Raw genomic sequence first — 24566 nt, forward strand, 5'->3', positions numbered from 1 at the left:
CCAACCCACGACCCACGCTTCGGCGAACAGAACATGTCCTCCATCACCCTGCGCTTCCTGGCCGAACCCAGCACCGTCAACTTCGGCGGCAAGGTCCACGGCGGCACCGTCATGAAGTGGATCGACGAGGCCGGCTATGCCTGCGCCACGAGCTGGTCCAAGCGCTACTGCGTCACGGTGTTCATCGGCAGCATCCGCTTCCACCGGCCGATCATGATCGGCGACCTGGTCGAAGTCGAGGCGCGGCTGGCCTACACCGGCAAGACCAGCATGAACATCTCGGTGGAAGTGCGCAGCGGCGACATGAAGGGCGGCGGCATGCAGACGACGACCGAGTGCCTGATCGTCTTCGTCTCGGTCGATTCGCACGGCCTGCCGATGCCGGTGGGCGCGTTCACGCCGTCCACGCCGGGCGAGATGGCGCTGGCCGAGCGGGCCAAGAACCACCTCGACGCCAGCCGGGCCGCTTCCGGCAGCAGCGGCGCCAAGCCTTAGCGCGCGGCCGCGCTCGGCAGCACCGTGCCGCTGACCTCGCCCAGCCCGATGCGCACCGCGCCCGCGCGCTCGCAGTAGCCGCGCAGCGTGAGCGTGTCGCCGTCCTCGAGGAAAGTGCGGCGCTCGCCGTTGGGCAGCGTGAGCGCCTGCTTGCCGCCGAACGTCAGTTCGAGCAGCGAGCCGGCTTCTTCCAGCGTCGGGCCCGAGAGCGTGCCCGAACCCAGCAGGTCGCCGGGCTGCAGGTTGCAGCCGTTGACCGTGTGGTGCGTGACCAGCTGCGCCGCGGTCCAGTAGGCCGCCTGCGTGGTGTTGCCGCGCGTGAGGCGCGTGGCGGGCTCGCCGGCTGCGCGCATCTTCGCGGTGTGCAACCAGACCTCGAGCGTGATGTCGAGCGCGCCGCCATCGCGGTTGGCGGGCGAGTCCAGGTAGGCCATCGGCTGCGGGTCGCCCTCGGGGCGCTCGAACTTCGCGCGGAAGGGTGCGAGCGCTTCCATCGTGACGATCCAGGGCGACAGCGTGGAGGCGAAGTTCTTCGCCAGGAAGGGGCCCAGCGGCTGGTACTCCCAGGCCTGCAGGTCGCGCGCCGACCAGTCGTTGAGCAGCGTCACGCCGAACAGGTGTTGCTCGGCCTCGCCGATGGCGATCGGCTCGCCCAGTTCGTTGCCCCGGCCGACCAGGAAGCCGAGCTCGAGTTCGTAGTCGAGCCGCTTCGACGGGCCGAAGCTGGGCTCGGCCGCATCGGGCGCCTTGGTCTGGCCCTGCGGCCGCTTGAACTGCTGGCCGCTGACCACGATCGACGAGGCGCGGCCGTGGTAACCGATGGGCACCCACTTGTAGTTGGGCATCAGCGGCTGGTCGGGGCGGAACAGCTTGCCGACCGTGGTGGCATGGTGGATGCCGGTGTAGAAGTCGGTGTAGTCGCCGATGCGGCAGGGCAGCGCCATCTCGACCGCGGCCTGCGCGTACAGCGCGATTTCCCACTCGCCCTGCTTCGGGCTGCCTTCCTGCAGGCCTTCGGACAGCGCCGTTCGCAATGCCACGCGCTCCGCGGGCGTCGCGGCCATCAGCCGGTTCATGTCGGCGTGGTCGACCACCTTGGCGGCCTTCAGGTCGAGCACCTGGTCGCCGATGGCCACGCCGATGCGGAAGGCCTCGTCGGTGCCGGCCGGCCGGAAGCGGCCGAATGGCAGGTTCTGGATCGGGAAGTCGGTGCCCGCGGTGTGGGCGGATTCGACCCAGCTGCGCAGCTTCGGGTCGTGGGTGGCGTTGACGTTGAGTGTGGTCATGGGCTCTTTCAGTCTGCGGACATGCCGGCCTTCTTGGCCACATCGCCCAGGCGTTGGTATTCGGATTGGGTCAGTTGGTTCAATGCCTCGGCGGTCGAGCTGCGCGGCGTGAAGCCGGCCTGCGTGAGCTTGTCCTTCACCTCGGGCAGGGCCAGTGCCTCGACGAAGGCCTGGTTGAGCGCCTTGACGATCGGTGCCGGCAGGTTGGCCGGGCCGTACACGCCGAACCACGGGTCGAGCGCATAGCCCTTGAGGCCGGCCTCGGCGATGGTCGGCACGTTGGGCAACGCGGGCGAACGCGCCGGGCCGGCGACGGCCAGCGCGCGCAGCTTGCCGGCCTGGATATGCGGCAGCGAAGCGGGCAGGTTGTCGAACATCACGCCGATGGTGTTGCCCAGCATGTCGTTGATGGCCGGGCCGCTGCCCTTGTAGGCGACGTGCGTGAGCTCGGTGCCGGTCATCTGCGCGAACATCACGCCGGCCAGGTTCATCGAGGTGCCGGCGCCCGCGGTGGCGTAGGGCAGGCCGGGGTTCTTCTTCGCCGCGGCGATCAGATCGGCGACGCTCTTGATCGGCGAGGCGGCCGGGACTTCGAGCACGATGGTCGAGGTGCCCAGCAGGCTGATGGCGCTGAAGTCCTTGCGCGGGTCGAAGGCCATCGACTTGTAGATGTGCGGATTGAGCGCATTGGTCGAGATCGCGCCGAAGCCGATCGTGTAGCCGTCGGCCGGCGCCTTGGCCACCGCGTCCATGCCGATGTTGCCGCCGGCGCCCGCGCGGTTGTCGATGATCACCGGCTGGCCCAGCTTCTCCGAGACCTTCTGGCCCACCGTGCGCGCCACCAGGTCGGTCGTGCCGCCGGCCGTGTAGGGCACGACGAAGCGGATCGGCTTGGTCGGGTAGTCGGCCGCCTGCGCGGCAAAGGGAAGGCCGATCCAGGCCGAGGCGATCAGCGCGGCGAAGGTGGCGCGGCGGGTGGGAGTGAAGGTCATGTGTCTCTTTTTGGGGAGGGATGGGGAAGGATTCAGGGCTTCTGGAACAGATCGCCCAGGCCCGCCCAGCAGTCGGCATAGGCATCGTCCAGCGCCGGGCTCTGCATGGCGAAGGGCGTGGGGATGAAACGGTAGCGGCTCTCGAACATGAAGGCCAGCGTGTTGTCCAGCTTGTGGGGCGCGAGGTCGGCGTGGCTGGCCTTGTCGAAGGCTTCCTCGTCGGGGCCGTGCGGCACCATCGGGTTGTGCAGGCTCGCGCCACCGGGCTTGAAGCCGCCGGGCTTGGCGTCGTACTGGCCGTAGACCAGGCCCATGAACTCGCTCATGAGGTTGCGGTGGTACCACGGCGGACGGAAGGTGTCCTCCATGACCAGCCAGCGCGGCGGGAAGATCACGAAGTCGCAATTCGCCGTGCCGGGCGTGTCGCTGGGCGAGGTGAGCACGGTGAAGATCGACGGGTCCGGATGGTCGAAGCTGATCGAGCCGATGGTCATGAAGTGGGCCGTGTCGTACTTCACCGGCGCCAGGTTGCCGTGCCAGGCCACCACGTTGAAGGGCGACTGCTTCATCGGCGCGCGCCAGAAGCGGCCGCCGAACTTCTTGACCACCTCGTAGGCGCCGCCGGGCGCGTCGCCGTCTTCGTAGGCCGCCACGGGCGCCTGGAAGTCGCGCGCGTTGGCCAGCCCGTTGGAGCCGATCGGACCCAACTCGGGCAGCCGGAACTGCGCGCCGTAGTTTTCGCAGACATAGCCGCGCGACGGGCCCGCGCCCGCCTCCGAGTCGGGCAGCGCGACCTTGAAGGCCACGCCGCGCGGCAGCACCGCGATCTCGCCCGGCCTGACCTCGAGCACGCCCATCTCGGTCGTGATCACCAGCCGGCCCTGTTGCGGCACCAGCAGCATCTCGCCGTCGGCGTTGACGAAGGCGCGGCGGCCCATCGACTTGCCGGCGAGGTAGACATGCGCGGCCACGCCGACCTGCGTCTCGGCGTCGCCATTGGCCGCCAGCGTGTGCATGCCGTCGACGAAGTCGGCCTCGGCCGCGCCGGCCTCGAAGGGAATCGGATGCCAGCGCAAGGGCTCGGGCGGCAGCGCCATGGCGCGGTTGGCGCCGGTTTCCCAGTGCGGCGGCGCGTAGGCCTGGTAGCGGCCCGACACCACCGAGGGCTGGCGGCGGTAGAGCCAGCTGCGGCGGTTGGTGTGCCGTGGCGCGGTGAAGGCGGTGCCCGAGATCAACTCGGGGTACAGGTCGAAGGGCGCGCGCTGCGGGCTGTTGCGGCCCTGCGGCAACGCGCCGGCCACGGCCTCGGAGGCGTATTCGTTGCCGAAGCCGTGCTGGTAGCGCAGCGTGCCGGTGTCGTGAGTGCTCATGGTCGATGTCTCCGTCAGGAAGTTCGTCTAATCCAAATGCGTTCGCATGGAGCGAATATGCAAAGTGTAGTCCGGGCCACGGTTCATGTCTAATGCGTCCTCCCATCCCGAACACCGCGGAGAGACACATCGATGGTCAGCAGCAGCAAGGACAGCGCGACCCAGCGCGGCATCCAGAGCATCGAAGTCGGCGGCCAGCTGTTGCGCGCGCTGGTTCACCAGGGCCGCCCCATGGCGCTGAAGGACCTGGCGCGCGAAGCCGACATGACGCCCGCCAAGGCCCATCCCTACATGGTCAGTTTCGGCCGCCTCGGCCTGATCGAACAGGACGGCACGAGCGGCCACTATCGGCTCGGACCGCTGGCGCTGCAACTGGGGCTGATCGGTCTGCAACAGGCCGAGCCGGTGCACATCGCCGCGCCGCTGATGGCGCCGCTGGCGCAGCAGATCGGTCAGACCGTGGGCCTGGCCGTCTGGGGCGCGCGCGGTGCCACCATGGTGCACATCGCCGAGGCGCCCTCGCCCGTGCATGTGAGCCTGCGGCACGGCACGGTGTTTTCGCTCGCGCGCACCGCCTCGGGCCGGCTCTTCGCGGCCTACCTGCCGGCGGCCGAGGTCCGGGCGATGCTGGAGGACGAGCGGCGGCGCGAGAAGCAGCGCAGGCCGGGGGACGACACCCGCGCCGGCATGCCGCCCGTGCAGCCCCTGCCCAGCTGGAGCGCATTCGAGGCCGAGCGCGAAGAAGTTCGCGCCCAGGGCGCGAGCCGCTCGGAGAACGAGGTGATCCCGGGCGTGAGCGCCATGGCGGCGCCGGTGTTCGACCACACCGGCACGATCGTGCTGGCGGTCACCGCCATCGGCCCCACGGGCATCTTCGACACGCGCTGGGACGGCGCGGTGGCGCAGTCGCTGCGGGCCTGCGCGCGCGGGGTGTCCGAACGGCTCGGGGCGCCCGCGCGCACCTGAATCGCCGGCACGACCCGCCCACCGACCGCGGGGCTTCGCACGACGACCTCCCCGGTCCGATGACCCGCCGCCACGTGACGAAGCCGAAGCCGCAGAATCGCGCAATGCTCAGTGAACTGCGAACCCATGTCTGGGCCTACCCGGCCCTCGAGGTGGTGCACATCGTCGGCATCGCCTTGCTGCTCGGCAATCTGGTGGCGCTGGAGATCCGCGTCTGGGGCGGTGCCGCGGCCCTGCCGGTGCAGCCCCTGGCGCGGCTGTCGCTCGGCATCGCCCTCGCCGGCTTCGGGTTGGCCGCCGTCAGCGGCCTGCTGATGTTCGCCACCCAGGCGGCCGAGCTGCTGGTCAACCGAAGCTTCCTGTGGAAGATGGGCCTGCTCACGCTGGCGGGCTGCAATGCGGCCTGGTTCCACGGCCGCGGCTCGCTGCAAAAACTCGACTGGGTGGCGCGGATTCAGATGCTGGTGTCCACTGCGGTCTGGCTCGGCGTCGTCGTCTGCGGACGCTGGATCGCCTACTGATTCGCTGCTTCATCCTTCCCTCGAGGAGTACTGCCATGTCGATGTCCCGCCGCCGATTCGCCTTTGTTGCCGCCGCCGCGGCCACGCCCCTTGCCGCATCGCTGACCGCGCCCACCGCCTGGGCGCACCACGGCTGGAGCAGCTTCGATCAGGACAAGCCGATCTATCTCGAAGGCAAGGTGGTTCGCAGCAGTTGGCAGAACCCGCATGCCGAACTGCTGATCGACGTGCGTCCCGACCTGGCGCTGCCGGCCGACCTGAAGCAGCGCCCGCTGCCGGCCCAGAGCGCCGGCGTCGACGGCCCCGCGCTGCTGGGCCGGACCGCCCTGCCCCGACGCAAGGACCGCCGCTGGGAACTGGAACTGGCGCCGCTCACGCGCATGGCGGCGTGGCAGGTGGCGGAAATCAAGGCCGGCGAGACGGTGGCCGCCGTCGGCTTCACCACGAAGGACGAGGCCGGTGAGGCCGTGATGCGGGTGGAATACCTGTTCGTCGGCGGCAAGGCCTACGGCTTGCGGTCGAGCCCGGTGTGAGGGGCTCGGGCCCACGGGTGCCGCCTTCCTGTCCAATACCCCCATGGCACATCCCCGCACCCCCGAACACCGACTCGACGACCTCGAGATCAAGGCCAGCTTCACCGACGACCTGCTGGACCAGTTGAACCTCACGATCTATCGGCAGCAGCAGCAGATCGACAGCCTGTCGCAGCAACTGATCCAGCTGCGCCGACAGATGCCGGAGGCGGGCTCTGGCGGCAGCCGGGACCCGAGTGACGAATTGCCGCCACACTATTGACGCCGCTTCGCGCGAAAGGAGTTCTTTCCGCCTCATCCGAGGGCCGTGTCCTGTGGCAAATGCCCGATCTGCCGCGCCAACGCTCCCAATTCTTGACATGATGTGATCGAGAATGGCGCCGCCGTGGTGTCGATCGGCGAGGGCGGTGAAGAAAAGGGCGAGGTCCCTTGCCTTGCGGCCGGCGCGACCGACCGATGCCATCGCCCTGCTTCTACCTACAAGACACCTGCTGCACCATGCGCCCTGCATCCTTCTGTCCGGCCGACACCTGCGTCAAGCCCGACATCGCCCACCCTCCCGGGCGCGCTTCATGATGCGCAAGCCGCTGGCGCGGACCGTGGTGTCGATGGCATGCGGCGCGGCGATCGCGATCGTGCTGGCGCTCGCCGTCGGCGAATGGACGGTCCGGCGGCAGCAGTACGCGGATGCGGCCGAAATGGCCGAGACCTACATCGAGCGCTCGGACCAGATCACGACCGAGGCGGTGGCCGCGCTGGTCGAGATCGAGAGCGCCAAGAGCAACACCTGTTCCGCGGCCGAGGTGTCGCGGCTGCGACGCATCGTGCTGGCGTCGCGCTACCTGAAGAGTGCCGCGCGACTGCGCGACGGCGAAATCTATTGCAGCTCCACCGTCGGCGCGATCGACCCGCCGGAGCCGGCACCACCGGTCGACGTGGTGAGCCAGCAAGGCCAGCGCATGAGCTTCAACGCACCGCAGGCCGGCGTGCCCGGTGCGCGGGCCCTGCTGATGCATCAGCGCAGCGCCGCCGTCGGCGTCAATGCGCAAGCCTACCTCGAGACCGCCGACCCGCGACTGGACTATGCCGTGGTCAGCGGCCGCCTGCCGCCGCTGCGCGCCATGAACTCCGCGGGCCCGCGCCTGCCGCTGGAGGGCGTGACGCTGCAGTCCGGCGAGCCGCTCGAGCTGCAGGGCAAGCGCTACGAGGTGCGGTGTTCGAGCGCCCACTCCTCCTGCATCGTGGCGGCGCTGCGCCAATCCGAGTCGATCCTGAGCTCGCCGGTGATGCTTGAATTCGCCATCTTCGGCCTGCTGATCGGCCTGAGCGGCGGCTTTGCCGCGAGCATCGCGATCGGGCGCTCGAAGTCGCTCGGCAAGCAGCTGCGGCTCGCGATGCGTTCGGGCCAGCTCAAGATCGTCTACCAGCCCATCGTGCGGCTGTCCGACCGCCGCCAGGTCGGCGCCGAGGCGCTGCTGCGCTGGACCGACCCCACCGGCAAGCCGGTCAGTCCCGACGCCTTCATCAGCGCCGCCGAGCACGAGGGATTCATCGGCCAGGTGACGCGCTTCGTGATCCACCGCGTGCTGGACGAACTCGGCGAGGACCTGCGCCGGCGCCCCGACTTCCAGGTGACGATCAACGTCGCCGCCAGCGACATCCTCGACAACGCCTTCCTGCCCTTCCTGAGCGCCCGTCTGCAGGAAGCCGGGTTGCTGCCGGCCAGCATCGGGCTCGAACTCACCGAGCGCACCACGGCCAACAGCCGCGAGCTGGGCAAGGCCATCGCGCGGCTGCGCGAGGCCGGCCACAAGGTCTACATCGACGACTTCGGCACCGACTACTCGAGCCTCTCCTACCTCTCGCGGCTGCGGGTGGATGCGATCAAGATCAACCGCACCTTCATGCAGGCCCTGCACGACCAAAGCGACAAGGACACCATCGCACCGCAGATCGTGGCGATGGCGGAGGTGCTGGGCCTCGGCATCGTGATCGAGGGCATCGAGGAAGAGCAGCAGGCGGCGTACTTCCTGGCGCTGGCGCCCCAGGCGATGGCGCAGGGCTGGCTGTTCAGCAAGCCGGTCGAATCCAGCCGGCTGTTCGCTCCCTGAGGCCGGCGTCGTCGGCCGCGGCAGGTCCGCAGCGGCGGCGACGGCAATCCAGGCGGCTCAGCCCTTGGCGGCCTCGAGCCCGTCGCGGGTGCGCAGCGCCTCGCGCCGGGCGGCGTCGGCGAAATCGTCACCGTCCGAGGCGTAGCAGATCGCACGCGACGAATTGACGATGATCGGCGCGTCGGGCCGCCAGCCGGCACGCACCGTGGCCACGGCATCGCCGCCCTGGGCACCGACGCCCGGGATCAGCAGGGGCACGGTCGGCGCGAGTTCGCGCACACGCTCGATCTCGGCCGGGTAGGTGGCGCCCACCACCAGGCCGAGCTGGCCGTTGAGGTTCCACGGCCCCTGCGCAAGCCGCGCGACGTGCTCGTACAGCAGGGGCTCGCCCTCGACGCTGGCCAGGCGCTGGCCCTGCAGGTCGGCGCCGCCCGGGTTGCTGGTGCGGCAGAGCAGGAAGGCACCCTTGCCTTCGTACTTGAGGTAGGGCGCGACCGAATCGAAACCCATGAAGGGCGACAGCGTGACGGCGTCGGCGCCATAGCGCTCGAAGGCCTCGATGGCGTACTGCTCGGCGGTCGAGCCGATGTCGCCCCGCTTGGCGTCCAGGATGATCGGCACCTGGGGCGCGACGCGGCGGATGTGCTCCATCAGCCGCTCCAGCTGCCCCTCGGCGCGGTGGGCCGCGAAGTAGGCGATCTGCGGCTTGAAGGCGATCGCCAGGTCGGCGGTCGCGTCGACAATGCGCGCACAGAAATCGTAGATCTTGTTGGCGTCGCCCTTGAGGCGGGCCGGGAAGCGGGTCGGTTCGGGATCGAGCCCCACGCACAGGAGAGAGCGGTTCTGCAGTTCCGCGGCGCGCAGTTGTTCGATGAAAGTCATGGCAGGAATTTTAGGTGCCGGCGCAACGGCCCCTCGGGCCGGCCGCAATGCCGTGCGATCCGCGCGCCGTGTTGGCGGGTTTTCGCCACCATCTGGCAGAAAGGACGACTCCTTTCGGGGCAGACCCTCTGGCGCCCAAACGTATCAATAAGTCACAATTATTTCCTTTTGTGAGACAAATGGAAGTTCTCGACTTATGAATCGCATCCACCGCACCGTCGTCAACCGCGCCCGCAATGTCTGCCAGGCCGTGTCCGAAGTCGCCTCGGGCGGCGGGGGTGGCGTCGACGCCAGCGCGTCGGCCACAGCCTTGGGCAACGCTTCTGGCGCCAGGCTTTCCACGCTGGCCGGCGCCTGCCTGCTGGCGCTGGCGACGATGGGCACGGGGAGTGCCTGGGCGAACGGCGGCGCGGGCGGCGGAACGGCATACATCCAGGTGGACGTCGGCGGCATCGGCGGCACGCACACCGCACCGAACGGCGGCAACGGCTTCGCGGGCATCCCTGCCCCGTTCCTGGCGGGTACCGGCGGCGGCGGGGGTGGCGTTTCGGTGCAGACCGGGCAGGGCGGCAGCGGCGGCACCGGCGGGAATGGTGGCGCAGGTGGGCTTGGCGGTGCATCGGGCGTGCTGGCAGGGAACGCCGCGACAGGCGCGGCCGGTCAGGCCGGCGCGCTGCCGTCGACCTATGTCGGCGGCGACATCGACGGTGGCGGTGGTGGTGGCGGCGGTGGCGGTGCGGGCACCGTGATCGTCGGCAGCACCTTCGATGCCTCGAGCACAGCCACCTTCACGGGCGGCGCAGGCGGCGCAGGCGGAAACAGCAATCTCCAGACCCAGCCCGGCTTCGTGAGTTCTGGCGGCGCTGGCGGCGGGGGGCAGGGCGGCATGGGTCTGTTGGTCACGGCAGCGGGCAGCACGGTCGACAACGGCACCACGGTGCGCGGCGGGCAGGGGGGCGCCGGCGGCGCAGCCAACCCATTGGCCCGAGGCGTCGGCGGCGGCTACGGCGGCAGCGGCGGCGATGGCGGCGATGGCCTGGTGTTCGCTTCGCCCGGCGGCATGCTCACGAACGACCAGGGCGCCGGCCTGATCGGCGGCAACGGCGGTGTCGGCGGCGCCGGCGAGCGGGCTGGCACGGGCGGCTCGGGCGGCGCAGGCCTCCGCGCGGACGGCACCACCCTCGTCAACAACGGCACCGTGAGCGGCGGCCATGGTGCGGCAGCCACCGGCAGCGGCGCGGCCGGCCAGGGCGGCGTCGGCGTGATCGGCTCGGATCTCAGCATCGTGAACAACGGCAGCATCAGCGGCGGCCGCAGCGGCACGGGTGCGCAGGCCGATGCGATCCGCTTCACCGGTGGCGTCAATCGGCTCGAACTCCAGGCCGATGCATTCCTCACAGGCCACGCGGTGGCCGTGGCCGGTGGCAGCGACACGCTGGCGCTGGGCGGCGCGACGGACGCGCACTTCGACGTGGGCCAGATCGGCACCGGCGCGCAGTACCAAAACTTCGCCGCCTTCGAAAAGACCGGCGCCGGCACCTGGGCGCTGGACGGCACACAGACCGGTGCCACGCCCTGGACGGTGCGCGCGGGCCGGCTGTCGATCGCATCGGACGCCAGCCTGGGCGCCGCGAGCGGCACGCTGACCCTCGACGGCGGCGGCCTGCAGACCACGGCCAACCTCAGCTCAACCCGCAACATCGTGCTCGGCGCCGGCGGCGGCACGCTGTCCGCCGCGAACATCACGACCGCGACCCTGGGCGACACGATCTCTGGCAGCGGCACGCTGACCAAGGAAGACATGGGCACCGTGCGGCTGAGCGCGGTCAACCACTACACCGGCGGCACGGTGATCAATGGCGGCATGATCGAGACCGGTTTGACCGGTTCGCTGGGCAACGGCCCGGTGGCCGTCAACGCGGGCGGCGGGCTGCGCTTCGACGGCAACGCCGACGCGCAGAACCTGGTGATCAACGTGGCGGCACGGCCCGTACCCGAGGCCGGCATCAACCAGGGCTTCCTGCAGTTCGCCGACGACAGCTCGGTCGGCAGCGCAACAGTGAACAACCAGGGCGACATGGAGCTGCGCAACCATGCGACGGCAGGCAGCGCCCTCATCACGACCAGCGGCGCCAGCGGCAGCACGGTGTTCTGGGAGACCACCACCGCCAGCACGGCACGGATCGTCAACGAGGCCGGCGGCACCACCGCCTTCATCGACGACAGCTCGGCCGGCAGCGCCACGCTGACCAACAAGGCCGGCGGCAAGCTCGAATTCTGGGACAACGCCTCGGGCAGTGGCGCCACCGTGACCAACCAGGCCGGCGGCATCGTCGACATCCACCTCACGACCACTGGCACAGCCATCGGCTCGCTGCAGGGCGACGGCAACGTACTGCTGGGCCGCAGGAAGCTCACCCTCGGCGGCCTGAACACCGACGCCACCATCGGTGGTGTGATCTCGGATACCGCCAGCAGCGGCTCGCTGGTCAAGGTCGGCACCGGCACGCTGACGCTGACCGGCATCAACACCTACCGTGGTGGCACCACCGTCAACGGCGGCATGCTCGCGGCGGGCGTGACCGGCGCGCTGGGCAGCGGGCCGGTGGACGTCAACGCGGGCGGCGGCCTGCGCTTCGAAGGCAACGCCAGTGCCGGCGACCTGGTGATCGGCATCGCGCCACGCCCGTCGCCTGGCGGCCTGGTCAACAGCGGTTTCGTGCAGTTCAAGGACAACAGCTCGGCCGGCAACGCGACGGTGAACAACCAGGGCTCGCTCGAGCTGCGCGACAACGCGACCGCAGGCACCGCCCGGATCACGAACAGCGGCGGTGGCGGCACGGTGTTCTGGGAGAACACCACGGCCGGCACGGCGCAGATCCTCAACAAGGCGGGCGGGGAGACGCTGTTCTGGGACAGCAGCTCGGCCGGCAATGCCACGCTGACCAACGAAGCCGGCGGCACCGTCGGGTTCTGGGACAACAGCACCGGCAACAACGCCACCGTGGTCAACCAGGCCGGCGGCACCGTCGACGTCCGCTCCATGACCTCGAGCGGCGTCACCATCGGTTCGCTGCAGGGCGACGGCCGCGTGCGGCTCGGCAGCAAGACCCTGACCCTCGGCGGCCTGAACACCAGCACCACCATCGGCGGCGTGATCGCCGGCACCGACACAGGCGGCGCGCTGGTCAAGGTCGGCACCGGCACGCTGACGCTGACCGGCACCAACACCTACGGCGGCGGCACCACGGTCAGCGGCGGCACGCTGGTGGGCCACGTGAAGAGCTTCGGCACCGGCGCGATCGTCGACAACGCGGCGCTGGTGATCGACCAGGCGACCGACGGCACGCTGGCCAACGCGCTGTCGGGCACCGGCAACCTGCGCAAGACGGGCGCCGGCGCGATGCGCTACACCGGCGACGGCTCGGCCTTCGCCGGCAGCACGCAGATCCTCGGCGGCACGCTGCTGATCGACAGCGTGCTCGGCGGCAGCACCAGCATCGGCAGCGGCGCCACGCTCCAGGGCACGGGCACGCTGGGCAACACGACGCTGCTGGGAGGCTCGACGGTCGCGCCGGCCGGTGACGGCAGCGGCACGCTCCGCATCGACGGCGACCTGCGCTTCGACGCCGGCGCCAGCTACCAGGTGCAGGCCGCGCCCGACGGCCGCAGCGACCTGATCCGCGTGAGCGGCACCGCCACGCTGGGCGGCGCCTCGGTGATCGTGCTGGCGGCGGACGGCAGCTGGAACCCCGTGACGCGCTACACCCTCCTCACGGCCGGATCGCGGGTGGGCACCTTCGGCGGCGTGTCGTCGAACTTCGCCTTCCTCACGCCGGTGTTGAGCTACACCGCGCAGGACGTGCTGCTGGGCCTGACACGCAACGACCTGCGCTTCGACAGCATCGGCGTCACGGCCAACCAGCGCGCCAGCGGCGGCGCGATCGACAGCGTGCGCACCGGTGCGCTCTACAACGCCGTGGTGCAGCTCGATGCGCCGACCGCGCGCAGCGCCTTCGACCAGCTCTCGGGCGAACTGCACGCCTCGCTCAAGTCGGCCGCCATCGAGGACAGCCGCTTCGTGCGCGAGGCAGGCCTCGACCGCGCGCGCCAGTCGCTGGGCGGCGTGGCCGCAGCGGACGACCTGGGCGGCCGCGGCGGCCTCTGGGTGCGCGCACTGCGATCGCTGGGCAGCAACGCCAGCGACGGCAATGCGGGCAGCATCGACCGCGACACGACCGGCCTGCTGGTCGGCGCCGACACCGCGCTGGGCACCGATGCCCGCGTCGGCGTGATCGGCGGCTACACCCGTGGCCGCACCGCGCTCGACGCACGCGCGTCCTCGGCCGACAGCGACACCTACCACCTCGGGGCCTACGGCGCCAAGCAGTGGGGCGCGCTGGGCCTGCGCGCCGGCGCCAGCTACAGCGTCAGCCAGGTCGAGACGCAGCGGCAGGTCGGGTTCACCGGCTTCTCCGACCGGCTCAAGGCCGACTACGACGCGAAGGCGCTGCAGGTCTTCGGCGAGCTGGGATGGGCCCTGCCGGCCGGCAGCGGCCTGCTGGAACCCTTCGCGGGCCTGGCGCATGTGCGCCTGAAGACCGACGCCTTCACCGAATCCGGCGGCGCGGCCGCGCTCGGCGTGGCCGGCGACACCACTGGCACCAGTTTCAGCACGCTGGGCCTGCGCGCCAGCAACGCGGTCGCGCTGGGCGGTCTGCAGGCGACGCTGCGCGGCATGGTCGGCTGGCGCCATGCGTTCGGCGACACCACGCCGACGTCGTCGGCCGCCTTCGCGGGCTCCTCGGCCTTCACCGTGGCCGGCGTGCCGATCGGCAAGGACGTGGCGGTGCTGGAAGGCGGCCTCGACTTCGCCCTGCAGCGCAACCTGACGCTGGGGGTGTCGTACAGCGGCCAGGTCGGCAGCGGCGTGGAGGACCACGGCGTGCGGGCCCACCTGCTGTGGAAGTTCTGACGGCGCACTGAGCGCCCGGCATCGATCCGCAAGGCGACACGGCGCAGGCCGTGTCGCCTTTGTCGTTCAGGCCCGGGCCACCTGTTCCGCCGCCAGGCAGAGGTCGGCCCAGGCGCGGGCCTTGTCGGCCGGATTGCGCAGCAGATAGGCGGGGTGGTAGGTCGCCACCACGGGCAGGCCGCCCCAGGCGGCCATCGGCACGGCGCGGCCGCGCAGCTTGCCCAGCGGCTCGGTGCTCTGCAGCAGGCTCTGCGCGGCCAGCGGGCCCATGGCCAGCACCAGGCGCGGCGCCAGGGCCTGCACGTGCGCCGCGAAGCTGTCGTCCAGCGGACTCGGGCTGTCGTCGCGGCCGGATGCGACGCCGCGGTGCGTACGCATCAGGTGCACCGGCCGCTCGCCGCCCTGCAACTGCAGCGCGCGCAGCATGTTGTCGAGCAGGCGGCCGGCGTCGCCGGCAAAGGGTTCGCCATGGCGGCCGTCGGCCTCGGGCGGCATGTCGGCCACGATGAGCCAGCCACCGCCCGGCGAGGCCACGCCGCCATGCAGCAGCCGCGGCGCCTCGATCAGCACGGCGGCGCCGTGGGTGCGCGCGACGGGCGCCGCGGCGGGTGCCGAGCGCTGCACCGGCGCACGCACCGGTGCCGGCGACGCCACCGGTGCTGCACTCGGCGCCGGAGCCTCGCGCACGACGCGGGCGGGTGCCTCGGCCGCGGCAACGGACGCGGGCGCGGCTTCCGCCACGACCGGCGCGGCGCTCGGCCACCAGACCTTGACGCCCATCTCGTCGAGCATGGCGCGCTGGCGCGCATCGAGGTTCATCGTGGACTCGTTCATTGGATCGCCTCTGCGCTGCGCGCTGCGGTGCTCATGGCGTGAGCGCGCCCCAGGCGCTGGTGGGTTCGTCGAGGCGCAGACTCATCACCACCGCGTCCTCGCGGCCGTCGAAGGCCGGGTAGTAGCCCTTGCGCACGCCGACGCGGCGAAAGCCGTGCTGTTCGTAGATGTGCAGCGCACGCGTGTTGCTCACGCGCACCTCGAGCCACAGCCACTGCGCGCTCTGGCCCCGCGACCAGCCGGCCAGCGCCTCGAGCATCAGCAGGGCCCACCCCTGGCGCCGGAATTCGGGGGCGACCGTGATGTTGAGCAGGTGCACCTCGTCGACGCCCTTCATGGCCACGAAGTAGCCGATCACGGTCTCGCCGCCGATCAGCAGCTGGCAGCGGTAGCCCGCTGCCAACGAGTCGATGAAGTTGGCGTGCGTCCAGGGGTGCGTGTACGCCTGTTTCTCGATCGCGCAGACCGCCGGCAACCGCTCGACGCTCATGTCGTCGAAGCGGGCTTCGAGGGGCTGCAGGACGGCGCTCATGGCGTGAGGGTGGCTTGCTGCGCGGCCTTGAGGGCCGCGCGTTCTTCGGTGGTCTGCGCCACTTTATCGCGAACGTAGAGCGGCGCGGCATCGGCCGGTGCGACCGCACGGCCGGCCGCCAGCAGCGCGGGCGCGAGGCGCAGCAGGGCCTCGGCGGTGGGCAGCACCTCGTGACGCATGAGCGCGGGCAGCCGCATGCCATAGGCCGCGAAGGCGTTGCCCGCCAACACCCAGTCTTCGGGCGCGGCCACCGCCTCGGGCGCCAGCAGTTCGGCTTCGACCGCGGTGTCGAGCGGCGCGTCGAAGTCGTAGCGCGCGGCATAGATCTGGTCCATGCGTGCATCGAGCAGCGCCACCACGCGCACGGCGCCGAAACGGTGGCGGGCCTCCTCGGCCACGGCCTGCAGCGTGTCGACCGGCAGCAGCGGCACGCCGGCACCGAAGCCCAGGCCCTGCGCCACGGCGCAGGCGGTGCGCAGACCGGTGAAGGAACCGGGTCCGCGGCCGAAAGCGATGGCGTCGAGGCCGGCCAGCGTCAGGCCGGCGTCGGCCAGCAGCTGGCGGATCAACGGGATCAGCGTGGCCGAGGCCTGCGCGCCGCCCGGGCCGCTGTGGGCGAACACGCGCGCGCCGTGGCGCACGGCCACGCTCAGCGTGTCGGTGCTGGTGTCGAAGGCGAGCAGCTTGTCGTCAGCCATGGGCCGCGTCGGGAGTGAAAGCAGAAGGTCGGAGGGCGGCAGGCATCCCCCGATTATCCCGGTGCCGCGCCGCGGCCCGCCGCCATGGGGACAACATGCGATGACACGCCGGGATAATGGGCCGATGCCTCGTCCCGTCCTGCACCGCGCCCGTTCCGCCCTCTGCCTTGCCACCCTCGCCGCGCTGCTGCCGCTGGCCGCCGCCGCCCAGGCGCTGCCGCCCGAGGTCGAGGCTGCGCTGGCGCGCGCCAAGGTGCCGCGCGAAGCCGTGACCCTGCTGGTGGCCGATGCCGACGGCGTGCGGCCGCCGCGCCTGGCCTGGCGCACGCAGGTGCCGGTGAACCCGGCGTCGATCATGAAGCTGGTCACCACCTACGCAGGGCTCGACCTGCTCGGACCGGCCTACACCTGGAACACGCCGGTGTACATCGACGGCCCGATCCGCAACGGCGTGCTCGAGGGCAACCTCTACATCCGCGGCCAGGGCGATCCCAAGCTGGTGATCGAGCGGCTGTGGCTGCTGATGCGGCGCGTGCAGGGCCTGGGCATCCAGAGCATCTCCGGCGACATCGTGCTCGACCGCAGCGCCTTCGACACGCCCGAGGCCGACCCCTCGGCCTTCGACGGCGAGGGACTGCGCCCCTACAACGCGGCGCCCGACGCGCTGCTGGTCAACTTCAAGTCGGTGGTCATGAGCTTCGTGCCCAACCGTGCGACCTCGACCGCCCAGGTGAGCTTCGACCCGCCGCTGCTCGGCGTGGCGATGCAGGCCACGCTGCCGCTGTCGGCCGGCGAATGCGGCGACTGGCGCGGCACCCTCGGCGCCGAGGTGGCCGACCCCGCGCGCATGGGCTTCACCGGCAGCTATCCGGCCGCCTGCGGCGAGAAGAGCTGGGCCGTGGCCTACGCCGACCCGGGCCGCTATGCGGCGCGTGCGATCGGCGGCCTCTGGACCGAGATGGGCCATCCGCTCAAGGGCCAGGTGCGCGACGGGCGCGTGCCGTCCGATCTCAAGCCGGCCTTCGAAGTCAGCTCGCCGCCGCTGGCCGAGGTGATCCGCGACATCAACAAGTACAGCAACAACGTGATGGCGCAGCAGCTGTTCCTCACGCTGGGCCTGCAGCAGAAGAAGCGCGGTTCGCTCGAGGCCTCGCGCACCGCCATCCGCCAATGGTGGAACGACCGCATCGGCACCGGCGAGGGCCAGCCGGTGTTCGACAACGGCTCGGGGCTGTCGCGCGAAGAGCGCATCAGTGCCGCGGCGCTGGCCAAGATGCTGCAGGTGGCCTGGCGCTCGCCGGTGATGCCCGAGCTGATGTCCTCGCTGCCGGCCTCGGGCGTCGACGGCACGCTGCGCAAGCGGGCGCTGCGTTCGGGCGGCGCGGCGCACCTCAAGACCGGCACGCTGCGCGACGCGGCCGGCGTGGCCGGCTACGTGCACGGGGCCAGCGGCCGGCGCTATGTGCTGGTGGCCATTGCGAACCACGGCAATGCGGTGGCCGCGCGGCCGGCCTTCGACGCGCTGGTGGACTGGGCGACACAGGACAACTGAACCGCGCCGGCGGCGCAGGCAAACACCCATTGCTTCGGACGCGGGGCGCTGAACAGAATCGGACGGTCGATTCCATTCAACGCAGGAGACACACCGTGCAAAAACAACATCTCTCCACCTCGCTGCGCAACGCAGCGGCCCTCGCGGGCCTGACGCTGCTGCTCGCGGCCTGCGGCGGAAGCGACGGGGACAACACCGTCGCCGTGACGCCGCCCGCGCCCCCACCGGCGCCGGCACCGGCGCCCCCTCCGCAGCCCGCGCCCGACACGGGTCGGGGTTCGGTGGTCGCCCCGCCCGAACAGGCGGCCAAGCTCTCAGCCGCCGACTTCACGGCCAGCCTGCAGGGCAGTGCCCAGGGCGGCGCGGTGCTGCAGGTGGCGGGCACGCCCAGGTGCGGCGTCGACACGCGCTACCTCGAATACCGCACCATCGGTGCGAAGAACGAAGCCACCAACGCCACCGCCGCCGTGATGGTGCCCACGGGCACCGACGCGGCCTGCAGCGGCAAGCGGCCGGTGGTGCTCTATGCGCACGGCACCACGGCCGCCCGCAACTACAACCTGGCCAAGTGGACCGACAGCACGCAGGCCGCCGCGGGCGAAGGCCTGCTGATCGCGGCCACCTTCGCGGCCCAGGGCTTCATCGTGGTGGCGCCCAACTACGCGGGCTACGACAAGTCGGCGCTGCCCTACCACCCGTATCTCAACGGCGACCAGCAGGGCAAGGACATGGTGGATGCGCTCACCGCCGCGCGCAAGACCTTCACGGCCATCGGTGCGAGCGATGCCGGCGCGCTGTTCATCAGCGGCTATTCGCAGGGCGGCTACGTCGCCATGGCGGCGCACCGAGAGATGCAGGCCACGGGCCAGACGGTGACGGCCTCGGCACCGTTGTCGGCGCCCTCCGCCATCAGCCTGCTGACCGACCACACCTTCCAGGGCTGGCCGGCGCTGGGCAGCACGCTGTTCGTGCCGCTGCTGACGACCAGTTGGCAGCAGCAGTTCGGCAACGTCTACGCCACGACCGCCGACATCTACGAAGCGCCCTACGCCACCGGCATCGACACCCTGCTGCCGAGCCTGTCGCCGAGCACGCTGTTCACCTCGGGCAAGCTGCCGCAGCTGGCGCTGTTCCCGGCCAACGCCGTGCCGGGGCCGGTCGACCCCTCGCTCGCGCTCTTCTACGGCGCCAACAACCTGGTGCGCCAGAGCACCCTGACGCAGGAGGCCACCGACATCCAGTCGAATCCCTGCCCCGGCAATGCACTGCCGCCCACGCTCGTGTCGCTGGGCACGGCGACGCCGCTGGGTTGCACGCCGTCCACCGGCTTCCGCAAGGCGGCGGTGGCCAACGACCTGCGCAACTGGACGCCGACCCGGCCGGTGCTGATGTGCGGCGGTGCCAACGACCCGACGGTGAACTTCGTGAGCACCCGCGCGACGATCGGCTACTTCCTCGCCAAGGGCGTGCCGGCGCCTGCGCTGACGACGGTGGACCTGGAGGACTCGGCCGCGGTCGACGCCTACGCGCCGGCGCGCGCCGGCTTCGCGCAGGCCAAGGCCTCGCTGGCGGCGAACACGCCGGGCACGCCGACGGACAAGACGCAGGCGGTCACGCTGGCCTACCACGGCACGCTGGTGCCGCCCTTCTGCCTGGCCACGGCCCGCGGCTTCTTCCAGGGTGTGCTGGCTGCGGGCAGTTGAGATTCAAGCGGCCGCGGCGCGCTGCAGCCGGTCCTTCACGCCTTCCCACTCGGGCGTGTCGGGCGGGGTCTCGACCCAGATCAGCTTGACGCCCTCGGTGTCGAACTCGCGCAGCACCGCGAACAGCTGCTGCGCCGCGGCCGCCGCGTCGTCGGGCATGCGCCGCTGCAGCACGCGCTGCGAACGGTGCTTGAGCGGCGTGCGCGACCAGACCGCGATGTGCGCAGCCTGGGCGCCGAGCACGTCGAGCGCGGCCTGCAGTGCCCGCGCGTCCATCAGCCGCAGCTTGGCCTCGGGCGCGTAGTGCGCGGCCAGCGTGCCCGAAGCCCGGGGGTCGGGCGCGGCCAGGTCGTGCTTGTCGCGCAGGGCTTCGCCGCAGGCGCCCTCGATCTGGTCGCGCGTGATGGCACCGGGCCGCAGCAGCACCGGGGCGCCGCGGCTGCAGTCGACGATGGTCGATTCGATGCCGACCGCGCACGGGCCACCGTCGACCACCATCAGCGTCTCGCCGAACTCGGCGTGCACATGCTGCGCGGTGGTCGGGCTCACGCGGCCGAAGCGGTTGGCGCTGGGGCCGGACAGGCCGAGCACGCCCTGCGCGGCGCAGGCCTCGAGCAGCGCCTGCGCCACCGGATGCGCGGGGCAGCGCAGGCCGATGGTGTCCTGCCCGCCGGCCGAAGCCGTGGCGACGCCGGGCTGGCGCGTGACGATCAAGGTGAGCGGGCCGGGCCAGAAGGCCAGCACCAGCTTCTCTGCGAAGGCCGGCAGCGGCTGCGCGAAGTACGACAGCGCCTCGGTGCCCTTGGGGCCGGCCGGCACGTGGACGATCAGCGGATGGTCGGCCGGGCGGCCCTTGGCGCGGAAGATGCCCGTCACGGCCGCGTCGCTGCCGGCGTCGGCGCCGAGGCCGTAGACGGTTTCGGTCGGGAAGGCCACCAGGCCGCCCGCGCGCAATTGCACCGCCGCGGCGGCGATGGCGTCGGGGGAATGGCCGTCGACGATCATGTTCCTACTCCGACAGCGGGATGGGCAGGCCCAGCACCGCGGCGGCGAAATCGGCGGTGGCGCGCACCGTGGCGATGTCGGCGCCGGTGATGTTCAGGTGGCCCATCTTGCGGCCGCGGCGTGCCGAGGCCTTGCCGTAGAGGTGCAGGTGCGTGCCGGGCAGCGCCAGCACGTCGGCCCAGGGCGGCTCGGTCGGCGTGGTGTCGTCGCCGTCGAACCAGAGGTCGCCCAGCAGGTTGAGCATCAGCGCCGGGCTGTGCTGGCGCGGCGCGGTCAGCGGCAGGCCGGCCAGGGTGCGCACCTGCAGCTCGAACTGCGACACGTCGCTCGCGTCCATCGACCAGTGGCCGCTGTTGTGCGGGCGCGGCGCCATCTCGTTGACCACCATCGCGCCGTCGGCCAGCACGAAATACTCGACGCACAGCACACCCACGTACTGCAGGCCTTCGGCGATCGAGCGGGTCGAGGCCACCGCGCGTTCGGCCAGCGCGGCGGGCATGTTGTCCGGGTGCACCTCGGTCACGGCCAGGATGCCGTCGCGGTGCAGGTTGCGCTGGGGCGGCAGGTGCACCATCTGGCCGTCGTGGCCGCGCGCCACGATCACCGAGCACTCGAAATCCAGCGGCAGCAGCTTCTCGAGCACGCAGGGCACGCCGCCGGTGGCTTCCCAGGCGGCGGCCAGCTGTTCGCGCGTGGCGACGCGCTGCTGGCCCTTGCCGTCGTAGCCCAGGCGCGCGGTCTTGAGGATGCCGGGCAGCAGCGCGTCGGCGACTGCGGCCAGTTGGGCGGCGGTCTCGATCACCGCGTGCGGCGCACAGGCCACGCCGCAGCGGATGAAATGCGCCTTCTCGCGGATGCGGTCCTGCGCGATGGCCACGGCGGCCGCGCCGGGCGCCACCGGCCGCGCCGCGGCCAGGTTCTCGAGCGAGGGCGCGGGCACGTTCTCGAATTCGGTGGTGATCGCCTCGGCCAGGCCGGCCAGCCGGGCCAGGCCCGCGACGTCGGTGTAGTCGGCGTGGATGTGGTGGTGGCTCACGCGGCCGGCCGGGCTGTCGGCATCGGGGTCGAGCACCGCCGTGAAGTAGCCCATGCGCTGGGCCGTCTGCGCGAACATGCGGCCGAGCTGGCCGCCACCGAGCACGCCCAGCGTGCTGCCGGGCCGCAGATAGGGCGTGACGGCGTCGCTCACAGCGCGCCCCCGCCCTGGGGCGAGAAGGGCGACACGGCCGGGGCCGCGGGGGCGCCGGCCTCGGGCGGCGGCAGCGTCATGGCCTGCGCGGCCGCGGTCTGCGCGCTGCGGAAGGTGTCGAGCTGGGTGCGCAGCCGCGGATTGCCCACCGCCAGCATGGCGATGGCGAACAGCGCCGCATTGGCCGCGCCGGCATTGCCGATGGCGAAGGTCGCGACCGGCACGCCCTTGGGCATCTGCACGATGCTGTAGAGCGAATCGACGCCCTGCAGGTGGCGGCTGGCCACCGGCACGCCGAGCACCGGCACCGTGGTCTTGGCGGCCAGCATGCCCGGCAGATGGGCCGCGCCGCCGGCACCGGCGATGATCGCGGCCAGCCCGCGCGGGGCCGCGCTTTCGGCATAGGCGAAGAGTTCGTCGGGCATGCGGTGGGCCGAGACCACCCGTGCTTCGTGGGTGATGCCGAATTGCTGGAGAATCTCGACCGCGTGACGCATCGTCTCCCAGTCGGAGTTCGATCCCATCACCACGCCGACCTGGATTGTTTGGTTCATGGTCGCAATTTTACGTTTTGCCTCCATCTGCATCCGATGATCGATATCACCCTCGAAAACTTCCAGACCGCGCTGATCGAAGGTTCGGCCACCACACCGGTGCTGCTCGACATCTGGGCCGAATGGTGCGGACCCTGCAAACAGCTGGGCCCGGTGCTCGAACAGCTCGAGACCGAGTACGCCGGCCGCTTCACACTGGCCAAGCTCGACGCCGACAAGGTGCCGCAGATCTCGACCCAGCTGTCGCAGATGTTCGGCGTGCGCAGCATCCCCTTCTGCGTGATGTTCGTCGGCGGCCAGCCGGTCGACGGCTTCGTCGGCGCGATTCCGGCCGAGAAGATCCGCGAATTCCTCGACAAGCACGTGCCGGCCGCCGAAGAACTCGAGGCCGCCGCCCAGGAAGAAGCCGCGCAGGAAGCGCTGGCCGAGGGCGACACCGAGGGCGCGCTCGAGAAACTCCAGCACGCCGTGGTCACCGACCCGGCCAACGACGATGCCCGCTTCGACTACGTCAAGCTGCTGCTGCAGCTGGGCCGCGGCGACGACGCCAAGGTGGCCTTCGCGCCGGTGATCGCCAAGGCGCCCGCGGTGCGCCGCTTCGACGCGCTGCAGCGCTGGATGAACGCGATCGACTTCGCCGCACCGGTCAACGGCCCGGCGCCGGTGCTGGCCGACTTCGACACCCGCATCGCGGCCGGCAAGCGCGACTTCGAGGCCCGCTTCGGCCGCGCGCAGCTGCTGATCGCCGAACAGCGCTGGACCGACGCGATGGACGAACTGCTGGAAATCCTGATGCGCGACAAGGCCTGGAGCGAGGACCTGGCGCGCAAGACGTACATTGCGATCCTCGAACTCATCGAGCCGCCCAAGCCCAAGGTGGCCGACGGACAGATCCCGCCCGACGATCCGACGGTGGCGACCTACCGCCGGCGCCTGAGCAGCGTCGTGCTGAGCTGAGGCCTTCCGCCCCCTCGTTGTTCCTGAAAGGACCTCCCATGCGCCCCTTCGTCCGGCCCACCGCCCTCACCGCACTGCTTCTGTCCGGTGCCGCCCTGCTGGCGGCCTGTGGCACCACGGTAAGCCTGGACGAACCGATCGAGTCGCGCACCTGGCGCCTGGTGAGCATCGGCAGCCAGCCGCTGCCGGTCGACTCCGATCCGCAGCGCGGCGCGCAGCTTCTGTTCGACGGCGCGCGCGTCACCGGATCGGGCGGCTGCAACCGCCTGACCGGCAGCTACCAGCGCACCGGGCATTCGCTGAAGATCGAACAGCTCGCCGCCACGCGCATGGCCTGCCTCGACAACACGCGCAGCATCATCGAGACCGACTTCCTGGCCGCCATCAAGGCCACGACCCAGTACAGCCTGGCCGGCGGCAGCCGGCTCACGCTGCTGGACCGCAGCGGCCGCACGACCGCGGTGCTCGAGAGCCGCTGAGCGCGGCTCGCTTCGACACTCAGCCGGCGGTCAGCCGGTCCAGCGCTTCGCGGTACTTGGCCGCGGTCTTCTCGGTCACTTCGGCCGGCAGGCGCGGCGCCGGGGGCGTCTTGTCCCAGGGCTTGCCGTTGACCTTGGTTGCCTCGAGCCAGTCGCGCACGAACTGCTTGTCGTAACTCGGCGGGTTGGTGCCGTTGCGCAGCGCCTCGTCGTAGCCCTCGACCGGCCAGTAGCGCGAGCTGTCGGGCGTGAGCACCTCGTCCATCAGCACCAGCGTGCCGGCCTCGTCGAGGCCGAACTCGAACTTGGTGTCGGCAATGATCATGCCCTTGGCCAGCGCGATCTGGGCCGCGGTCTCGTAGATCGCGATGCTGATGTCGCGGATCTGCTGGGCCAGCGTGGGGCCGACCATCTCGACCATGCGGTCGTAGCTGATGTTCTCGTCGTGCTCGCCCATCGCGGCCTTGGCCGCGGGCGTGAAGATCGGGCGCGCCAGCTTGCTGGCGTTGCGCAGGCCCTCGGGCAGCGGCACGCCGCAGACCGAGCGCGATTCCTGGTATTCCTTCCAGCCGCTGCCGGCCAGGTAGCCGCGCACCACGGCCTCGACCGGGATCGGCTTCAGGCGCTTGACCAGCATCGAGCGGTCCTTGACCTGCGGCACCTCGGCCTCGGTCACCACGCTCTCGGGCGCCTCGCCCGTGAGGTGGTTGGGGCACAGGTGGCCCAGGCGCTCGAACCACCACAGCGCCATCTGGGTGAGCAGCACGCCCTTGCCCGGGATGGGCTCGCCCATGATCACGTCGAAGGCCGAGAGCCGGTCGCTCGCGACCATCAGGATGCGATCGTTGCCGACGGCATAGTTGTCGCGCACCTTCCCGCGCGCGAGCAGGGGCAGGCTTTGGATGGAGGAAGTGTGGACGGTCGTCATGGCG

The 24566-nt window shown here is 71.1% G+C and carries 22 protein-coding genes; 11 read left to right on the top strand and 11 right to left on the bottom strand.

Annotated elements, in window-relative coordinates; translation table 11 throughout:
* Window positions 1-33: 33 nt before the first annotated feature.
* Entirely contained in the window at window positions 34-495 is a 462-nt protein-coding gene (locus tag ACSFBC_RS18545; RefSeq protein ID WP_435511824.1) for an acyl-CoA thioesterase, read from the top strand.
* Here ACSFBC_RS18545 and fahA read toward each other — a convergent pair.
* From fahA to hmgA, 3 genes are read right to left on the bottom strand one after another with little or no spacing between them, the layout of a single operon-like run.
* Window positions 492-1781 carry a fumarylacetoacetase gene (fahA, locus tag ACSFBC_RS18550; RefSeq protein WP_435511825.1) on the bottom strand — a complete coding sequence of 430 codons (1290 nt, stop codon included), beginning with the start codon at window positions 1779-1781 and terminating at the stop codon, window positions 492-494. The two genes, ACSFBC_RS18545 and fahA, sit on opposite strands and share 4 nt — an antisense overlap.
* An 8-nt stretch (window positions 1782-1789) precedes the next feature.
* Window positions 1790-2773: a Bug family tripartite tricarboxylate transporter substrate binding protein gene (locus ACSFBC_RS18555; protein ID WP_435511826.1), complete on the bottom strand. Its 984-nt coding sequence runs from the start codon at window positions 2771-2773 to the stop codon at window positions 1790-1792.
* Between the two features lie 32 nt (window positions 2774-2805).
* Window positions 2806-4143: a homogentisate 1,2-dioxygenase gene (gene hmgA, locus ACSFBC_RS18560; protein ID WP_435511827.1), complete on the bottom strand. Its 1338-nt coding sequence runs from the start codon at window positions 4141-4143 to the stop codon at window positions 2806-2808.
* A 132-nt stretch (window positions 4144-4275) separates the two neighbouring features.
* Here hmgA and ACSFBC_RS18565 point away from each other — a divergent pair, with 132 nt between their 5' ends.
* From ACSFBC_RS18565 to ACSFBC_RS18585, 5 genes are all read left to right on the top strand, one after another.
* Window positions 4276-5109, top strand: coding sequence for an IclR family transcriptional regulator (locus ACSFBC_RS18565; RefSeq protein WP_435511828.1), 834 nt, complete (start codon window positions 4276-4278; stop codon window positions 5107-5109).
* A 104-nt stretch (window positions 5110-5213) separates the two neighbouring features.
* Window positions 5214-5630 (top strand): hypothetical protein, encoded by a 417-nt coding sequence (locus tag ACSFBC_RS18570; protein WP_435511829.1) that lies wholly within the window; start codon window positions 5214-5216, stop codon window positions 5628-5630.
* Between the two features lie 41 nt (window positions 5631-5671).
* On the top strand, window positions 5672-6163 hold the full coding sequence (locus ACSFBC_RS18575; RefSeq protein ID WP_435512239.1) for a DUF6152 family protein: 492 nt from the start codon (window positions 5672-5674) through the stop codon (window positions 6161-6163).
* Window positions 6164-6206: 43 nt separating this feature from the next.
* Window positions 6207-6425 carry a SlyX family protein gene (locus ACSFBC_RS18580; RefSeq protein ID WP_435511830.1) on the top strand — a complete coding sequence of 73 codons (219 nt, stop codon included), beginning with the start codon at window positions 6207-6209 and terminating at the stop codon, window positions 6423-6425.
* 310 nt (window positions 6426-6735) lie between these two features.
* Window positions 6736-8274, top strand: coding sequence for an EAL domain-containing protein (locus ACSFBC_RS18585; protein ID WP_435511831.1), 1539 nt, complete (start codon window positions 6736-6738; stop codon window positions 8272-8274).
* Between the two features lie 57 nt (window positions 8275-8331).
* Here the strand turns inward: ACSFBC_RS18585 and pyrF are convergent, their stop codons facing one another.
* A complete protein-coding gene (gene pyrF / locus ACSFBC_RS18590) occupies window positions 8332-9156 on the bottom strand; it encodes an orotidine-5'-phosphate decarboxylase (RefSeq protein WP_435511832.1) in 825 nt (274 codons plus the stop codon).
* Between the two features lie 196 nt (window positions 9157-9352).
* Here pyrF and ACSFBC_RS18595 point away from each other — a divergent pair, with 196 nt between their 5' ends.
* On the top strand, window positions 9353-14131 hold the full coding sequence (locus ACSFBC_RS18595) for an autotransporter domain-containing protein (RefSeq protein WP_435511833.1): 4779 nt from the start codon (window positions 9353-9355) through the stop codon (window positions 14129-14131).
* Between the two features lie 66 nt (window positions 14132-14197).
* On the opposite strand, the gene ACSFBC_RS18600 is transcribed toward ACSFBC_RS18595, so the two are convergent.
* Genes ACSFBC_RS18600 through tsaB form a run of 3 tightly spaced genes read right to left on the bottom strand, consistent with a single transcriptional unit; the run spans window position 14198 to window position 16195 of the window.
* Complete coding sequence (locus ACSFBC_RS18600) at window positions 14198-14965, bottom strand: uracil-DNA glycosylase (RefSeq protein WP_435511834.1); 768 nt, start codon at window positions 14963-14965, stop codon at window positions 14198-14200.
* Window positions 14966-14996: 31 nt separating this feature from the next.
* Window positions 14997-15497, bottom strand: coding sequence for a ribosomal protein S18-alanine N-acetyltransferase (gene rimI / locus ACSFBC_RS18605; protein WP_435511835.1), 501 nt, complete (start codon window positions 15495-15497; stop codon window positions 14997-14999).
* Complete coding sequence (gene tsaB, locus ACSFBC_RS18610; protein ID WP_435511836.1) at window positions 15494-16195, bottom strand: tRNA (adenosine(37)-N6)-threonylcarbamoyltransferase complex dimerization subunit type 1 TsaB; 702 nt, start codon at window positions 16193-16195, stop codon at window positions 15494-15496. Before tsaB ends, rimI begins: the two co-directional genes overlap by 4 nt.
* Window positions 16196-16319: 124 nt before the next feature.
* On the opposite strand from tsaB, the gene dacB reads away from it, so the two are divergent.
* Window positions 16320-17747, top strand: coding sequence for a D-alanyl-D-alanine carboxypeptidase/D-alanyl-D-alanine endopeptidase (gene dacB, locus ACSFBC_RS18615; RefSeq protein WP_435511837.1), 1428 nt, complete (start codon window positions 16320-16322; stop codon window positions 17745-17747).
* A 95-nt stretch (window positions 17748-17842) separates the two neighbouring features.
* Window positions 17843-19450 carry an alpha/beta hydrolase family protein gene (locus tag ACSFBC_RS18620; RefSeq protein WP_435511838.1) on the top strand — a complete coding sequence of 536 codons (1608 nt, stop codon included), beginning with the start codon at window positions 17843-17845 and terminating at the stop codon, window positions 19448-19450.
* A gap of 3 nt (window positions 19451-19453) precedes the next feature.
* Here the strand turns inward: ACSFBC_RS18620 and ACSFBC_RS18625 are convergent, their stop codons facing one another.
* Genes ACSFBC_RS18625 through purE form a run of 3 tightly spaced genes read right to left on the bottom strand, consistent with a single transcriptional unit; the run spans window position 19454 to window position 22198 of the window.
* The gene (locus ACSFBC_RS18625) at window positions 19454-20455 is read right to left on the bottom strand and encodes an L-threonylcarbamoyladenylate synthase (RefSeq protein WP_435511839.1); all 1002 of its coding nucleotides are present in this window, start codon (window positions 20453-20455) and stop codon (window positions 19454-19456) included.
* A gap of 4 nt (window positions 20456-20459) precedes the next feature.
* Window positions 20460-21644, bottom strand: a complete 1185-nt coding sequence (locus ACSFBC_RS18630) for a 5-(carboxyamino)imidazole ribonucleotide synthase (RefSeq protein WP_435511840.1) — start codon at window positions 21642-21644, stop codon at window positions 20460-20462.
* Window positions 21641-22198, bottom strand: coding sequence for a 5-(carboxyamino)imidazole ribonucleotide mutase (gene purE / locus ACSFBC_RS18635; RefSeq protein WP_435511841.1), 558 nt, complete (start codon window positions 22196-22198; stop codon window positions 21641-21643). Before purE ends, ACSFBC_RS18630 begins: the two co-directional genes overlap by 4 nt.
* A 36-nt stretch (window positions 22199-22234) precedes the next feature.
* Here purE and ACSFBC_RS18640 point away from each other — a divergent pair, with 36 nt between their 5' ends.
* The gene (locus ACSFBC_RS18640) at window positions 22235-23155 is read left to right on the top strand and encodes a tetratricopeptide repeat protein (protein WP_435511842.1); all 921 of its coding nucleotides are present in this window, start codon (window positions 22235-22237) and stop codon (window positions 23153-23155) included.
* A gap of 38 nt (window positions 23156-23193) precedes the next feature.
* Window positions 23194-23634, top strand: a complete 441-nt coding sequence (locus tag ACSFBC_RS18645; protein WP_435511843.1) for an META domain-containing protein — start codon at window positions 23194-23196, stop codon at window positions 23632-23634.
* A gap of 19 nt (window positions 23635-23653) precedes the next feature.
* On the opposite strand, the gene ACSFBC_RS18650 is transcribed toward ACSFBC_RS18645, so the two are convergent.
* Window positions 23654-24562 carry a phosphoribosylaminoimidazolesuccinocarboxamide synthase gene (locus ACSFBC_RS18650; protein WP_435511844.1) on the bottom strand — a complete coding sequence of 303 codons (909 nt, stop codon included), beginning with the start codon at window positions 24560-24562 and terminating at the stop codon, window positions 23654-23656.
* Window positions 24563-24566: the final 4 nt, after the last annotated feature.

It is taken from the genome of Variovorax frigidus (assembly GCF_051216515.1).
Classification (GTDB): domain Bacteria; phylum Pseudomonadota; class Gammaproteobacteria; order Burkholderiales; family Burkholderiaceae_C; genus Variovorax.